16 protein-coding genes are annotated in these 14,588 nt (G+C 71.7%); 8 read left to right on the top strand and 8 right to left on the bottom strand.

Going from position 1 to position 14,588, the window contains the following annotated elements; all coding sequences use genetic code 11:
- Positions 1-8: 8 nt before the first annotated feature.
- Positions 9-659, top strand: a complete 651-nt coding sequence (locus tag IE269_RS16010; protein ID WP_189823615.1) for a response regulator transcription factor — start codon at positions 9-11, stop codon at positions 657-659.
- 31 nt (positions 660-690) lie between these two features.
- Here the strand turns inward: IE269_RS16010 and IE269_RS16005 are convergent, their stop codons facing one another.
- Positions 691-1,323, bottom strand: a complete 633-nt coding sequence (locus tag IE269_RS16005) for a TetR family transcriptional regulator (protein WP_189823614.1) — start codon at positions 1,321-1,323, stop codon at positions 691-693.
- Positions 1,324-1,404: 81 nt separating this feature from the next.
- On the opposite strand from IE269_RS16005, the gene IE269_RS16000 reads away from it, so the two are divergent.
- Positions 1,405-2,364 carry an oxidoreductase gene (locus tag IE269_RS16000; RefSeq protein WP_189823613.1) on the top strand — a complete coding sequence of 320 codons (960 nt, stop codon included), beginning with the start codon at positions 1,405-1,407 and terminating at the stop codon, positions 2,362-2,364.
- Positions 2,365-2,371: 7 nt separating this feature from the next.
- Here the strand turns inward: IE269_RS16000 and IE269_RS15995 are convergent, their stop codons facing one another.
- The 4 genes from IE269_RS15995 to IE269_RS15980 form a co-directional block, all read right to left on the bottom strand.
- The gene (locus IE269_RS15995) at positions 2,372-3,169 is read right to left on the bottom strand and encodes an inositol monophosphatase family protein (RefSeq protein ID WP_229897740.1); all 798 of its coding nucleotides are present in this window, start codon (positions 3,167-3,169) and stop codon (positions 2,372-2,374) included.
- Positions 3,157-3,966: an ATP-grasp domain-containing protein gene (locus IE269_RS15990; RefSeq protein ID WP_189823612.1), complete on the bottom strand. Its 810-nt coding sequence runs from the start codon at positions 3,964-3,966 to the stop codon at positions 3,157-3,159. The genes IE269_RS15995 and IE269_RS15990 overlap by 13 nt, the downstream gene beginning before the upstream one ends.
- Complete coding sequence (locus IE269_RS15985; protein WP_189823611.1) at positions 3,963-5,057, bottom strand: ATP-grasp domain-containing protein; 1,095 nt, start codon at positions 5,055-5,057, stop codon at positions 3,963-3,965. Before IE269_RS15985 ends, IE269_RS15990 begins: the two co-directional genes overlap by 4 nt.
- A gap of 268 nt (positions 5,058-5,325) precedes the next feature.
- Positions 5,326-6,081: a DUF4232 domain-containing protein gene (locus IE269_RS15980; RefSeq protein WP_189823610.1), complete on the bottom strand. Its 756-nt coding sequence runs from the start codon at positions 6,079-6,081 to the stop codon at positions 5,326-5,328.
- 364 nt (positions 6,082-6,445) lie between these two features.
- Between IE269_RS15980 and IE269_RS15975 the strand changes: the two genes are divergently transcribed.
- Positions 6,446-7,345 carry an ABC transporter ATP-binding protein gene (locus IE269_RS15975; protein WP_189823609.1) on the top strand — a complete coding sequence of 300 codons (900 nt, stop codon included), beginning with the start codon at positions 6,446-6,448 and terminating at the stop codon, positions 7,343-7,345.
- A complete protein-coding gene (locus IE269_RS15970) occupies positions 7,342-9,867 on the top strand; it encodes an ABC transporter permease (protein WP_189823608.1) in 2,526 nt (841 codons plus the stop codon). The genes IE269_RS15975 and IE269_RS15970 overlap by 4 nt, the downstream gene beginning before the upstream one ends.
- Positions 9,868-9,911: 44 nt before the next feature.
- Here IE269_RS15970 and IE269_RS15965 read toward each other — a convergent pair whose 3' ends face one another.
- The gene (locus IE269_RS15965) at positions 9,912-10,247 is read right to left on the bottom strand and encodes a deoxyxylulose-5-phosphate synthase (RefSeq protein WP_189823607.1); all 336 of its coding nucleotides are present in this window, start codon (positions 10,245-10,247) and stop codon (positions 9,912-9,914) included.
- A gap of 77 nt (positions 10,248-10,324) precedes the next feature.
- Between IE269_RS15965 and IE269_RS15960 the strand changes: the two genes are divergently transcribed.
- Positions 10,325-10,855, top strand: coding sequence for a GNAT family N-acetyltransferase (locus IE269_RS15960; protein ID WP_189823606.1), 531 nt, complete (start codon positions 10,325-10,327; stop codon positions 10,853-10,855).
- 22 nt (positions 10,856-10,877) lie between these two features.
- Here IE269_RS15960 and IE269_RS15955 read toward each other — a convergent pair whose 3' ends face one another.
- A complete protein-coding gene (locus IE269_RS15955) occupies positions 10,878-11,600 on the bottom strand; it encodes a GNAT family N-acetyltransferase (protein WP_189823605.1) in 723 nt (240 codons plus the stop codon).
- Positions 11,601-11,684: 84 nt separating this feature from the next.
- Here IE269_RS15955 and IE269_RS15950 point away from each other — a divergent pair, with 84 nt between their 5' ends.
- Entirely contained in the window at positions 11,685-12,341 is a 657-nt protein-coding gene (locus tag IE269_RS15950) for a class I SAM-dependent methyltransferase (protein WP_189823604.1), read from the top strand.
- Between the two features lie 25 nt (positions 12,342-12,366).
- Here the strand turns inward: IE269_RS15950 and IE269_RS15945 are convergent, their stop codons facing one another.
- Positions 12,367-12,897, bottom strand: coding sequence for a MarR family winged helix-turn-helix transcriptional regulator (locus IE269_RS15945; RefSeq protein WP_189823603.1), 531 nt, complete (start codon positions 12,895-12,897; stop codon positions 12,367-12,369).
- A 101-nt stretch (positions 12,898-12,998) separates the two neighbouring features.
- Here IE269_RS15945 and IE269_RS15940 point away from each other — a divergent pair, with 101 nt between their 5' ends.
- Positions 12,999-13,838: an NAD(P)H-binding protein gene (locus tag IE269_RS15940; RefSeq protein ID WP_189823602.1), complete on the top strand. Its 840-nt coding sequence runs from the start codon at positions 12,999-13,001 to the stop codon at positions 13,836-13,838.
- 84 nt (positions 13,839-13,922) lie between these two features.
- Positions 13,923-14,411 (top strand): hypothetical protein, encoded by a 489-nt coding sequence (locus IE269_RS15935; RefSeq protein ID WP_189823601.1) that lies wholly within the window; start codon positions 13,923-13,925, stop codon positions 14,409-14,411.
- The last annotated feature ends 177 nt before the right edge of the window (positions 14,412-14,588 follow it).

Below are 14,588 nucleotides of genomic sequence, written 5' to 3'. Positions count from 1 at the left end.
GTGGTCCGATGCCCGTCCGCGTTCTTCTCGTCGACGACGAGCCCCTCGTCCGTGCCGGACTGCGTGTGGTGATGGAGGCCCAGCCCGACATCGAGGTGGTAGGCGAGGCAGCAGATGGGGCTGCCGTCATTCCACTGGTGCGGCAACTGCGCCCGGACGTCGTGGCGATGGACGTACGGATGCCGCTGATGGACGGCATAGAGGCCACGCGCGCCGTGCTGCGCACGGTGACCGATCCGCCGAAGATCCTGGTGATTACCACCTTCGAGAACGACGAGTACGTGTACGAGGCGCTGCGCGCGGGGGCCGACGGGTTTTTGCTGAAGCGGTCCCGGCCCGCCGAAGTCGTCAACGCGGTGCGGCTCGTCGCCGAGGGGGAGTCGTTGCTGTTCCCGGCGGCGGTGCGTGCCCTGGCCGCGGAGTACGGCAGTACCAAGGCACGCGAGTCCATGCGCCGGGCGGCGCTCACAGAGCGGGAGGAGGCGGTACTCAGGCTGATGGCCAGGGGCATGAACAACCTGGAGATCGCGAAGAAGCTGGTGGTGGGTGCCGAGACGGTGAAGACTCATGTGAGCGCGATCCTCGCCAAGCTGGGGGCGCGCGACCGGACGCAGGCTGTCATCGCGGCGTACGAGTCGGGGTTCGTGTCACCGCGGTGATTTCCGCCGCAGGGGTACGGGCCGAGGAGGGTCAGACGGCCGACGTGCCGGAGTCCGGGCCGTCGAGGGCCGGGGCGATCACGGTGAAGGCCTCGGCGATCAGTTGCAGGGCGTCACGGTCGCCGTCGCTCTCGCTCCAGTGCTGGAGCACCGTGTTGAAGGCGGTCAGCGCGGTCCCGGCGGCCAGTGCTGGGTAGAGGGCCGAGGCGGAGTCCAGTCCGTGACGGGCGGCCAGTTCCTCGGTCAGGTCCTCGCGCCACTGCGCCTGGCGCTCCAGGAAGCGGGCGTGCAGGGCGGGTGTCCGAAGGATCAGCTGGACCACGTGCAGTGCCCGGTCCGAGTGGTCCGCGCAGGCGGCCAACGGCACCGAGACCGAGTGCCGCAGCGCCAGGGACGGGGATTCGTCCGCCGGGCGGGCCGCGAGTTCCGCGCGGATGCCGGAGCCCAGGTCGGCGAGGAAGCGTACGACGACGTCTTCCTTGGATGCGAAGTACCGGAAGAACGTCCGCTTCGACACTCCGGCCGCCGCCACGATTTCGTCCACGGTGACCGCGTCGAAACCCTTCTGGGCCAGCAACTGCATGGCCGCTTCGGCGAGTTCGTCCGCGACGAGCCGGCGCTTGCGCTCGGCCAGGCTGACGGCGGCTTCGGGGCGGGAGGTCATGCGGCCATGCTACACAACATGCCGAGAGTGGCACTCGGTAGCGTCTTGACACCAAGTGACACCAACGGCATTCTCTGCCGCATGAAGGAACTCGACTCTCCCCAGCCCTGGACCGCCGAGCGGATTCCCGACCAGAGCGGCCGTCTGTGCGTCGTCACCGGCGCCACCGGCGGACTCGGTCTCGCCACCACCCGCGCCCTCGCCCGGCGTGGTGCGGAAGTGATCCTCGCCGTACGGGACGAGGCCAAGGGCCACCGGACGGTGGCCTCCCTGCGTGAACAACTGCCGGACGCCCGCCTGGAAGTGCGCCGCCTCGACCTCGCCGACCTCGACTCCGTACGCGCCTTCGCCGAGCGGCTGCACGCCGACCGCACCCGCCTCGATGTCCTCGTCAACAACGCCGGAGTGATGGCCCCGCCCCGCACGCTCAGCGCACAGGGGCACGAGCTGCAACTGGCCTGCAACCACCTCGGCCACTTCGCCCTCACGGGCTTACTGCTCGACCTGCTCGACGCCGCAGCTCAGGGCGGGGGTGACGCCCGTGTCGTGACGGTCAGTTCGGTCAATCACCGCAAGGCCCGGATCGATTTCGACGATCTGCACGGTGCGCGTGCGTACTCCGCCATGGGGGCGTACAACCAGTCGAAGCTGGCCAATGCGGTCTTCGGCCATGAGTTGCACCGTCGGCTGGCCGGGGCGGGAAGTTCCGTGCGCAGTGTGCTCGCCCACCCCGGATACACCGCCACCGGACTTCAGCTGAACGGGCCGATCGGTATCTGGCGCCTGGTGTTCGGGCGCATCGGCAACCCGCTCCTCGCCCAGTCGCCGGAACGGGGCGCGCTGCCCCAGCTGTACGCCGCGACCGCCGAAGGGGTGGCGGGAGGCGACTTCATCGGGCCCGGCGGTCTCGCGGAACTCCGGGGCGCGCCGAAGCGCGTGGAGATCGCCCCGGCCGCGGCCGATCCCGCGACCGGCCGCAGGCTCTGGGAACTGTCGGAGGAGACGACCGGCGTGCGCTTCCGGCTCGCGGCTGCGGCCTGACCTGCCGCTACGCGCGCCGGATCAGCTCCATCAGCGCCGTATGCGTCGCCGCGTCCGCCGCAGCCACCAGCCCACCCGCACTCGACGCGAGCGGCAGGCCGTCGAGGCCCGTCACCGTGCATCCCGCCGCCTCGCACAGTGCGATTCCGGCTGCGAAGTGCACGCTTTCGCGCAGGTCGCCGCCGTCGGTGACGTACGCGGCGCGGCGGCCGGCCGCCACCCAGGCCAGCGCCAGGGTGGTGGAGACCACGCGCGGCCGGAAGCGCTCGGCGAAGCCGGGGGCGGTGAGCAGACGGGCAGGCGGGAAGGCGGGGAACGGAGGGTCGAGGTTCAGGTCGACCAGGCAGGAGTCCGGGGACGGCCGCAGGTCGGTGTCCGTATCGCCCCTGCGGAGGCGGGCGCGGGTGCCGTCCGTCCAGAACACCTCGTCGTTGAACGGGTCGGCCGTCGCTGCCGCCGTGATCCCCGAACCGGTCTCGCGCAGGGCGACGTTCACTCCGACCAGCATGTTCTGCACGGCGTAGTTCAACGTGCCGCACAAAGGGTCGACCAGCCAGCGGCGCCGCGTGTCGGCCGTCCCGGTGGCCCCGCTCTCCTCGCCCGTCACCGCGTCCTCGGGGCGCGCGGCACGCAGCAGGTCCAGCATGGTGCGCTCGGCCGCCAGGTCCGCCTCGGTGGCGAAGTCCCCGGCGGACTTCTCGACGCGGTCCAGCGGAGCCCCGTACAGCTTGCGGACCACGGCGGACCCCGACTGGGCGGCGGACAGCGCGAGTTGGGCGTCGTTGGTCGTGTTCATGATCGACATGTGGGAAGGGTAGCCGTGCCCGGCTCCAGTGTCAGCGCGGCCAGTGCCTCGGGGGCGCCCGCCTGGCCCCGGATGCCGGGGAAGGCGTTGATGTCGACGATGAGCGGAGTGCCGTCCTCCGTACCGATCACATCGACCCCGTACACCTGGAGCCCGAACACCTCGCCCACCCGGTGCACCAGGCCGGTCCGGTCGCGGGGCGCGGGCGGGGTGCCGAAGTCGTCCAGTTCGTCGAGTTCGTCGAGGGCCAGTTCGGAGCGGCGGTGTGCGGAGAAGACGTGCCGGCCGACGGCCCACAGCTTCTCGTCCCAGCCGTCGTTCGGGACGAACTCCTGGACCACGACGGGCTCGTGCGGGTACCGGGCGGCCAGTTCCCGCAGGTCGCGAGGGGTGTCGACGCGGGCGACCAGGTCGTCCTTGCGGCTGTGGCGGCTCTTGACCACCACGGGCCCGGCGGGCGGAGGGCCCGCCGCGAAGTCGGCGAGCGAGGCGAAGGTACGGGTGGGGGCGAAGGGGAGTCCGGCGCTCCGGGCCAGGCCCGCCATGGTCGTACGGTCCTGGAGGAGTGCCGTCGCTCCGGCGGAGTTCACCACTCGGGCACCGCGCCGCTCCAGCGCACGTGCGAGGGCGAGTGCGTGGGGTGTCCGGGCCTTGAGGAGGTAGACGTCCGCTTCTGTCTCCGCGTCCTCCGAGAAAGGATCTTGTACGAGGACTTCGTGACCGGCGGCGGTCAGCAGCGCGGAGGTCGCGGCCAGGAGCGGATGATCCGGCCGGGGCGTGATCAGTCCGACCCTCATATGCCCTCACCCGAGACCACCTGCATCGGCGTACCGAGGGGCGCCGTCCGCGAAAGGGACTGAACAGGGTCCGGGAGGGACTCAACAGGGACCGGGAGGGACTCAACGGGGTCCGGGAGGGACTGAACCACCCCCGAAAGGGACCGTGAAGGGACCGAATGAGCCCGCACGGCACCCGAAACGTCCTTATCTGAGCCTGAAATGTACTGATTCGCTCCCGAAAGGGACTGAAGGGACTCAACTCTCGACACCCCCGCGTCGCCGATCACCGGCAACTCCGGTCCCCTCCGCGCGAGTTCCAGCACCGCCCGTGCCACCTGTCCCGCCGCGTCCGGGACCCGGCGGAAGCTGGGGAAGTCGTTCACGTCCACGACCACCGGCCCGTCCGGCCCCAGCAGCACGTCCACTCCGTACAGATCGAGCCCGTACACCTCCCCCACCCGTACGACGGTCTGTACGACCTCGGCCGGGAGTACGACGCGGCGTTCGCGTGCCGGGTGGTCGGGGTGGAGCGGGGAGCGGCGCTCGGTGGCGTACAGCTCGCCGCCGACGCTGTAGACCTTGAGGTCGACGCCCGCGTTGGGTACGTAGGGCTGGGCGATCAGCATGCCCTCGCCGGACAGTTCGGGGAGCAGTGCGGTGAGTCGCTGAGGGGTGGGGACGAGGTGGACCGCGCGACCGGCGCTGCCGTCGGCGGGCTTGACGACCAGCGGGTATGCCGATTCGGGTATCGCGGTGAGGAGTTGGGGGGAGGCCGCCGCGTAGGTCGGCGGGAGGGGCAGACCGTGGCTGCGGCCGATCGCCGCCGCCAGGGCCTTGTCGCGTACGCGACGTATCGAGCGGGCGTCGTTGACGGTGGTCAGCCCGGCCTCGGCGGCGGCTTCCAGGAGGGTGAGCCCGGGGCCGCCGGAGACGGTCTTCAGCACCCAGGCGTCGTGCGTCCCGGCCCGTACCGCCTCGCCCATCTCCAGCAGGGAGCCGCCCGGTCGCACCACGTCCACCCGGTGACCCCAGGAGGTCAGCCGGCCGATCACCTCGCGGGGCATGCCGTCGTGCCGGTAGTGCTCTTCCACCAGGAAGCAGAGCCTCATCGATGTTCCCCGTAACCCCAAAGCCCCCAGGAGCCTCGGAGCTCCCGGATGCTCGCCGATCCCCTCCGGCGAGTCGTGACGCTCCAGGATGTCATGACCCGTCAGGGACCTTTCTCGCAGCCGCCGTCAGGCAAAAGGGAGCCGCCCCGTCCGGATGGGGGATCCGTACGGGGCGGCCGTTCTGGGGGAGGGGCGTCGGGCCCAAGGTGACGAGAGGGGGCGTCGGGCCCCGGGTGGCTGGGAGCCCGGGGTGACTGGCCCCGAGGGACTAGAAGTCGTCGGCGCCGTTGCGGAACTCGTACGTCCAGTAGCCGGTCTTGGCGTTCTTCTCGTCGACCTGGAAGCCGCGCGGCACGGAGACGATCTCGGCGCCCTCCTGGGGGCCGCCGCCCTTGGCGAAGACCTGCACGTTGAACTCCTTGAGCTGGACGCTGTCCTCGTCCACGCCCCCGTAGTTGATCTTGATCATGGCGTAGGCGGGCGCGCCCGGCTCCAGCACGATCGGGACCTCCGGCTTGCTCTTGGCGACGGCCGGAATGACCTTGGCGGTGTGGAAGTCGCCGAAGGTGACCTGCGGGTAGTCCACCAGCTGGCAGGTGCGGCCGGAGGTGTTCTTGGCGGTCAGCTCGAGGTAGCTGAAGGGCGGCTCGGCGTTCGTCTTCGCGGACATCTTCACGTCGTCGACGGTGCAGGCGGGGGCGTTGCCCTTGCCGGACTTCTTGGCGCCGGCCTGGGAGGCGGAGGAGCCCGTCCTGCCGGAGCCGGATGCGCTGCCCGAACCCGCGCCGTCCTTGGCCTGGCCCTTGCCGTCCGAAGCCTTGTCCGAGGTCTTGCCGTCGGCGCTCGGGTCGGCGGACTTGTCCGTTCCGGCGGTCGCCCCCGGCGACGACTGCTCCGAGGCGGCGGACGGGGAAGCGGCGCTTCCGGCGGCCTTGTCGTCACCGTTGCAGGCGGTGAGCGAGAGGCTGAGGGCGGCGACCGCGGCGGCGGCAAGAACGGCGGGACGACGGACGGACGTACGCATGTGGGGCTCCCCCTGGAGTGCGGCGGACTGGTCGGTGCAACGTGCAAGCACCTGGTCTGCCTTCAGCTTCAGCCCCTGTCCTGTCGTTCCGCTTACGTTCCGCTAACGCCTCGCTATTTCCGGTCTGACCTGCGGTTTTAGTGCTTCACGGCACCTTCACAAGGCTTTGCATTTCTTTCCGGAAAAGCGGGAACCGAGGAGCCTGAACCCCGCTCGCGCAGGGGGGCTAGCACCACCCCACAGAGCGTGGCTGACCCCATTCCTCCCGCGGTCGCGGATTTCTACGGTGGAGACATCACGCACCAGCAGCACCACACCACCCCGGCTCGGACCTTTGCGAGCGAGCCGTGCAGAAAGGGACGTCATGGCCTTGCGTCGAGACCGCACGCACACCGAGACGCGTACGAAGCGCCCCAGGAGCGAGGCCCCGGCGTACCCGGAGCACCACACCGCCCCGGCGTACCCGGAGCACCCCGCGGCCCAGGGGTACTCGGCCGGCTTCCAGCCGCCCGCACCCGCCGCCGTCGAGCTGCGCTCCGTCGTCCGCACTTACGGGCGCGGCTCCAATACCGTGCACGCCCTGCGCGGCATCGACCTCTCCCTGCCGCGCGGCGGCTTCACCGCCGTCATGGGCCCCTCGGGCTCCGGGAAGTCGACCTTCCTCCAGTGCGCGGCCGGCCTTGACCGGCCCACCTCCGGCGACGTGCTCCTCGGCGGCGAGTCCATCGCACGCCTCCGCGAGGACCGGCTCACCGAACTCCGCCGCTCCCGCATCGGCTTCGTCTTCCAGTCCTTCAACCTGCTGCCCTCCCTGACCGTCGCCCAGAACGTCCTGCTGCCGCAGCGCCTCGCGGGCGTCAGGCAGGACCGCGCGCTGGCCCAGCAGCTCCTCACCGAGGTCGGTCTGCCCGCGCACGGCGACCGCCGTCCCGGCCAGCTCTCCGGCGGGCAGCAGCAGCGCGTCGCCATCGCCCGCGCATTGATCACCCGCCCCGAGGTCGTCTTCGCCGACGAACCGACCGGCGCGCTCGACACGCAGGCCGCGCAGGAGGTGCTGGCGCTGCTGCGCCGGGCGGTCGACTCCCTGGGCGCGACCGTCGTCATGGTCACCCACGACCCGGTCGCCGCCTCGCACGCCGACCGCGTCCTCTTCCTCGCCGACGGCGCGCTCGCCGGTGAACTGCACCGCCCCGACCCGCAGTCGGTGGCCGCGCGCATGGCAGACCTCGCCACCGCACGCTCCTTCGCGGGAGTCGCGGCGTGAGCAACGGCCTCGCCCGGGCGGCGGTCCGCTTCCGCCCGGCCTCCTTCGTGGGCAGCTTCGTCGCCCTCCTCCTCGGTGCCGCCGTCCTCGCGGGCTGCGGCGCCCTCCTCCAGACCGGCATCCTCGCGAAGGCCGACCCGGTGCGGTACGCGCACGCCCCCGTCGTCGTCGCGGCGGACCCCTACACCTCCCTGACCGTGAACCGGGGCAGTGAGAACGAGCAGACGATCTACGCCCCGCTGCCCGAACGCGGTCGGGTGGACACCGCTTTGGCGGTACGGATCGCCGCCCGCCCCGGTGTCGCCTCGGCGGTGCCGGACGCGTCCTTCCCCGTTCAGCAGCAGGCGGCGAAGCAGCAGAGCCGCTCGCTGACCGGCGGGAACATCGCCGCCGCGGGATCCCTCGTCGCGGGCCGCGCGCCCGCCGCCCGGGAAGTCGTGCTCGACCGGCAGGCCGCCGGGCAGGCCGGGGTGAAGACCGGCGACCGCATCCGTCTCACCGCCCCCGGCGGTACCGGGACCTACACCGTCTCCGGGCTGGCCGCCCCCTCACCGCTCGGCACCCAGGCCTGGTTCGCCGCGCCGACCGCCGACCGGCTCTCCGGGCACCCCGGAAAGGCCGACGCCATCCTCGTCACCCCGAAGCCGGGGACGGCCGCGGACGCGCTCGCCGCGCAGGTCGAGCAGGCCGTCGGGGACAAGGCGCAGGTGCTGACCGGCGCGGACCGGGGCGGCGCCGAGTTCCCCGCGCTCGCGGCGGGCAAGACGTATCTGCTGGGCCTCGGGGGATCGTTCGGCGGGATCGCCGCCATGACCGCCGTGTTCGTCGTCATGGGCACCCTCGCCCTCGCCACGAACCAGCGCGCCCGCGAGTTCGCGCTGCTCAGGGCCATCGGTGCGACGCCGAAGCAGATCCGGCGGACCATCGCGACCGAGGCGATGCTGCTGGCTCCGGCAGCCGGGCTGTTGGGGGCGATTCCCGGATACGCGCTGGCCCGTTGGTGGTTCGACGAGCTGGTGGAGCGGGGTGCGGTGCCGCCGCAGATCTCGCTGGAGACGGGCGTGCTGCCGGTCGTCGCCGCCGTGCTGATCAGTGTCCTGTCCGCCCTCGGTGCGGGGCGCCTCGCCGCCCGCAAGCCGTCGAAACTGCGGCCGGGGCTGGCGCTGGGTGAGGCGGCCGTGCCGTCCGCGACGCTGGGCAAGGTGCGGGTCGGATTCGGCATCGGGTTCTGTGCGGGAGGCGCGGCGATGGCGGCCGTCGCCTCGCAGCTCGGTGGTGACGCGGCCGCGGTCACCGCGCTCGGGGTGGTGATGTGCTTCCTGGTAGGGGTGGCTCTGCTGGGCCCGATAATTGCTCAATTGGGCACAGGATTCCTTTCTTTTCCGCTCAAATCGGGCGCATTGGGGGCGTCCGGATCGTTGTCCGCGGACAACACCCGGGCCAATGCGAGGCGTTTGGCGTCCGCGATCACGCCGATCGTGATGGTGATCGCCTTCTGCGGAACGCTCGTCTTCATGCAGAGCAGCATCCGCGAAGCCTCGGCGCGCAATGTCTCCGAGGCGGTCGTCGCCGACCGCGTCCTGACCGCCGGTTCCGGCGCCGGCCTTCCGGCTGAGACCGCCGGGTACGCAGCCGCGCTTCCGGGCGTCGAGAGCGCCACCGGAATCCTCCGTACCGGGGTGGTCTACGAGTCCATGCAGAACCTGGCGACGGCGCCGGCCCTGGGCGTCTCCGGCAACCCCGCCGCCCTGCCGAAGGTGCTCGACCTGGGGCTGACCAGCGGTTCCTTCGGGGCCCTGGCCAAGAACACCGTCGCCCTGGACGCCAGGTTCGCCGAGAACCTGGGCGTGCGGACCGGTGACCGCGTCCCGCTGCGCCTCGGTGACGGGACGAAGGTGACGCCGAAGGTGGTGGCGACGTACGACAGGGGTCTGGGCGTGGGCCTGGTGCTGTTTCCGCGGGCCGACGTGGTGGCGCATGTGACGGCTCCGTACGACACCCAGGTGCTCGTCGCGGCGAAGGCCGGGGCCGAACAGGGAGCGCTGGCGAAGGACTTGCAGCGGTTCGTTCCCTCGGCGGCCGTCAGTGATGCGGCCGGGTACGGGGTCCAGGCCGACCTCGCCCAGGAACTCGGCGCGTGGGCGAACACGGTCATGGCGGCGGTGCTCGGCGGGTTCGCCGCCGTCGCCGCCGTCAACACCCTCGTGATGACGGTCCTGGAGCGCCGCCGTGAGGTCGGGCTGCTGCGGCTGTCCGGCACGACCCGCCGCCAGGTCAGGGGCATGATGCGCTGGGAGGCGCTGCTGGTCGCCGGGACCGGGCTGATCCTCGGGTCCGCGATCGCCGGGATCACGCTGCTGCCGATCGCACGGGGCGTCACGGGGTCGGGCCCCCACATTCCGATGGCGGTCGCCGTGCCGCTGGCGGTGGGAACGGTTCTGCTCACCGTGGTCGCGACGGCGTTCCCGACCCGGGCTCTGCTCAGGGTGCGACCCCTGGAGGCGGGGGCGGGCAGGCAGTAGCCGCACACGCAGGCGAGGGGGAGGGGCCGGTCCGGTCCCTCCCCCTACGGCATGTCCCGCCAGGTGAGTGCCTGTGCGTCGGGCGTGCCCGTGCGGCGGCCCGTGGTCAGGCGCTCGCGCACCTCGCGCACGGTGCGGGGCCGGAAGCCGGGCCCGCCGCAGCAGCTGCTGTGGAATCCGACTCCTGCGTGGAGCAGCACACCGAGCGCCCGCCAGGCGTTGACGTCCCGCCGCTTGGGCGCGGCGAAGGCCGAACCGGCGTGGATCAACGGCTCGGTGCAGCGCGGACAGATCCGCTGCCGGTCGTGCTTCCAGTCGTACGGCTGCTTGTACGAGACGCGGCAGTCGAGGCAGACGTACGAGGTCTTCGCATGGCCCATGAGGCCCAACGTAGGTCCCGTACAGGGGAGTCGGCCAACGGTTTACCCGCGCGGCACCGGTCCCTAGGCTTTCCCCCATGACTCACACCAGCCCCGCACTTCACATCCGCCCCGGCTGCATCGACGACGTACCGGCCATCCTCGACCTGCTCGACGGGGCCGTGGCCTGGATGAACGCACGCGGCAACACCCAGCAGTGGGGCACGACTCCGTACTCGCAGAAGCCCGGCGGCGTGGAACGGGTCGAGCGCTACACGACCGAGCACGAGGCGTACGTCGCCGAGCTGGACGGTGCGCTGGTCGGCGCGGTGGTGCTCGGCACCGAGCCGGGACCCCAGGTCGAGATCGCCCCGATCACCGAGCCCGAGCGGTACGTCCGCCTGCTGATCACCGACCGGCAGCGGGTCGGCCAGGGCATCGGCTCGGTGCTCCTGGCCCACGCGGTGGAGGTGACCCGGAAGGCCGAGGTGGACCTGCTCCGGGTCGACTGCTGGGCGGGCGGCGGGGGCGAGCTGGTCGCGTACTACGAGCGGAACGGCTTCGTCCGCACCGAGCCGTTCGTGGTGGGGGAGTGGCCGGGGCAGGTGCTGGAGATGCGGGTGGGGTGAAAGGCACGGTGGGGGTGCGGGGCTAGATCCGCACGCTCAACTGCGCCCCCAACTCCTGGAAGCCCAGCGCCCGTGCCACCCGCTGCGAGGGAATGGGCCGCGCCCTCCACTGCGCCAGCAGCCCCGCGTCCAGCGCATGGGCCACCGCTGCCGACGCCACGGTACGGGCCAGGCCGCGCCGCCGGAGGTCCGGCGCGACCAGCACGCTCAGGTGCGCGGCCGGTCCGGGCCAGACCTCGTATCCGGCGGCGGCCACGAGCTCGCCGCCGCTGCTCAGGCAGAAGGCGGGAGAGTCGATGTCCGCCAGCGCGCTCTCGTCGGCGTCCGCCCGGTCGACCCGCGCCAGCAGCGGTCCCAGGGCGCGGGCGGCGTCGGGGTGCTGCTCGACGCCGGCCCCTTCGTGGGAGGGGTGGGAGGGGAGGAAGGTGTTCCGGTCCGCGTAGAACAGGGCGGCGGGACCGAGGACTTCCCGCAGGGGCAGGGACAGGCGCGCCGGGTCGACGAGTGCCTCGGGCGGCAGGCCGTGCGTCGCCTCCGACACCCGGAGGGCGGTCCTCCGGTCCGGCACGGTCACCAGGGCCGCACTCCCCATCCGTACGAAACCGCACCACGACGGCGGACACCACCGCGACGCGGGCGAGACCAGGACCCGCTCGTCACCGGCGGATCCGAACTGCACCGGCACGCCCGCGAGTTCCGCCCACAGGGCGCGGGCGCGATCGAGGAGGGGGGCCGCCGCTGCCATGGTCCTTGTGTCGCTGTGATCCATCCGGCCATCTTCGCCGGGCCGGGGGCGGAGCGGTCCTGTCGGGGGTGATGGAATCCTCGGATGACGAGACCGCTGAAGCGATTCCTCCGGGCCCTCGACCGGTTCCATGCCGAGCGGCCCTGGGACCACAACGCCCACTACCACCCTTGGATCCTCCGGCAGTTGCCCGCGCGGTTCGGGAGTGCGCTCGACATCGGGTGCGGGAGCGGGGACCTGGTGCGGTCGCTGGCGGTACGAGGGGGGACCGTGCGCGGAGTCGACTCCGACGCCGGGATCGTGGAGCGGGCCCGGAAGCTCACCCCGCCGGAGCTGCCCGTGAGCTACGCGGTGGGGGACGCGGTGAAGGAGTTGCCGCCCGGGCCGTACGACGTCATCACCTGTGTAGCGGTGCTGCACCACCTGCCGTTCCGGGAGGCACTGGAGGTGTTCGCGGAACGGCTCGCGCCCGGGGGGACGTTGGTGGTGGTCGGGTGCGCGCGTGAGGAATCGGCGGCGGACTACGCGTACGGACTGGCCTCGCTGCCGGCGAACGTCGTGATGGCGCTGGTCAGGAACAAGGGGCGGAAGGTGGTCAGGCCCGCCTCGATGACCGCTCCGGTGCGGGCCCCGGACATGGGCTTCGCCCGGATCGCGGGCGAGGCGCGGGCGCTGCTGCCGGGGGCGAGGCTGCGGAGGGGGCTGTTCTGGCGGTACACGCTGGTGTGGCGCAAGCCGTAGAGGTGGGCCGCAGGGGCGGGTGTGCTCAGCGGGAGGGGCGCAGGGCGTCCTGGGAGGCCACGTACTTCAGGAGGAGGCGGACGAATTCGAGGCGCTCGGTCTCGGCCCAATCCGCGGTGATGGCCTCGAAGGCGGAACGCTGGTGGCGGCGGAAGCGGGCCATCAGCTCGCGCCCCGCCTCGCTGAGGTGCAGGACCGTGCGGCGGCCGTCCCGCTGGGAGGCGGCGCGGACCAGGTAACCCGCCCCGATGCAGTCCGAGACCATCCGGCTGGCGACGGAGGGGTCCGCGCCCAGGTGGGCGGCGATGCCGCCGACGGTGATCTCGCGGGGTTCCGCGGGCGGGTCCGTCTGCCCAGCCTGCTTCGACCGACCCGCCTGCTCTGCCAGCCCTGCCTGCTCTGCCTCCAGGACGATGTTGAGCACCAGCGTGCGGCTCAGGTCCTTGGCGGAGATGGGGTTCGCCACGTCCAGCAGGGAGGACCGCCGCAGTTTGCCGAGGGCGGGACCTGCGGCGTTCAGCAGGTCGTCGGCGGATTCGGGTGCGTTTTTCGTCATGGCCGACATCGTACCTAGATGAGTTCAGGCAGACATGTGTTGACGTGAAAACGTGTGCGTGTCAGCATGCATATGTCGAAAAACAAACAATGGAGTCTCTCGTGACCTTCCTCATCACCGGCGCACGCGGCCAGATCGGCCGTGCCGTTGTGGACCGGCTGCACTCCACCGGCCTCCCCGTCCGCGCCGCCAGCGCCCGTCCCGCCGAACTGACCGTTCCGGACGGCGTCGAGACCGTCGAGCTGGTGCTCGACCGGCCGGAGACCTTCGCCGCCGCGCTCGACGGCGTCCGGCAGGTCTTCCTCTACCCCAACCCCGAGGGCATCGACGACCTGATCAAGGCCGCCGTCGCCGCCGAGGTCGCGCACATCGTGCTGCTGTCGTCCTCCTCGGTCCTCGCACCGGGTGCGGAGAGCGATCCGCTCGCGCTCCACCACTCCCAGGTCGAGCGTGCGCTCGCCGAATCGGCGCTGACCTGTACGTTCCTGCGGCCGGGTGCGTTCGACAGCAACGCCCGGAGCTGGGCGCGCACCATCACCCAGTCGCTGCCGGTCCAGCTCGCCTTCCCGGAGGCCGAGTTCGCGTTCATCCACCCGGACGACGTCGCCGATGTCGCGGTGGCCGCCCTCACCGGCGACGCGCTCACCGGCCGCTCCCTGGCCCTCACCGGGCCCGAGTCGCTCAGCTTCCGGCAGCAGCTCGCGGCCATCGGCGACGCGATCGGCCGCGAGGTCGCCGTGGAGCGGATCTCCCGGGCCGAGCAGGAGCGGCAGATGACCGCCTTCATGCCCGCGCCGATGGTCTCCTCGCTGCTCAAGGGGTGGGAGGCCGCCGACGGGAAGGCAGAACCCGTGGCCGAGACGACGGCTTCGCTGCTGGGGCGGCCGGCGCGTACGTTCGCGCAGTGGGCGCGGGAGAACGCGGGCGTTTTCACGTCCTGAGCCGGGGTCCCGGGGCGGGGGGCCTTGGGGCAGATGTGCCTGCCCGGAGGAGGGATTGTCAGACCCCCGTGGCACGCTGGGTCCATGGTCACGGAACTCGAACTCTTCGCCGACTACCACCAGATCCACGTCCAGGACGAGGAGTCCGAGGACGACCTCGGGGAGGCCTGGACCGACCGGACCGTGGCCGACGGAATCGCCGTCGCCGACGGACTGATCGGCATAGGCACCGCCGTCAACGTCACGGTGGCCGTCGAGGTCCACGTCCTCACCGAGGAACCCGCCGACGACATCGACGCCTACGACCACGTCGTCGAGGCGGGACTCGACGCTCCGTCCGGGCAGTTGGTCGTCCTGGGATGCAGCGACTACTTCGACGACGCGGCCCGCTTCGACGTCCCCGAGGGATGGATACGGGTCCGGGCCGCCCGGCGCAACCTCGCCGCAGCAGTCGCCGCGGACATCGAATCCGGCCGGTCGCCCGCGACCATGGAGCAGATACGCCTCCAGATCTGGCCCGCTCCGCACGCTGCGCCCCGGGTGCTCAGGAGGTGGGAACGGGCGGGGGTGTGACGGCACTTGGGGCGAGGGGTGGAGAAAAGTGCTGGCCGACTCCGCAGGCTTGTGGTTATGCTCCCGGCGATGACTACTTCTTCGGTATGCCGATTGGGGGCCCCGTCCGCGCAAGGTGAGTGCTGATGCTCACTGAGTACGCGGCGGTGGATGCCCGCCCTCTTCCGGAGTCCGGAC

This window comes from Streptomyces spiroverticillatus, assembly GCA_014650415.1.
Classification (GTDB): domain Bacteria; phylum Actinomycetota; class Actinomycetes; order Streptomycetales; family Streptomycetaceae; genus Streptomyces; species Streptomyces spiroverticillatus.
This window is presented reverse-complemented; position numbering and strand designations above follow the sequence as displayed.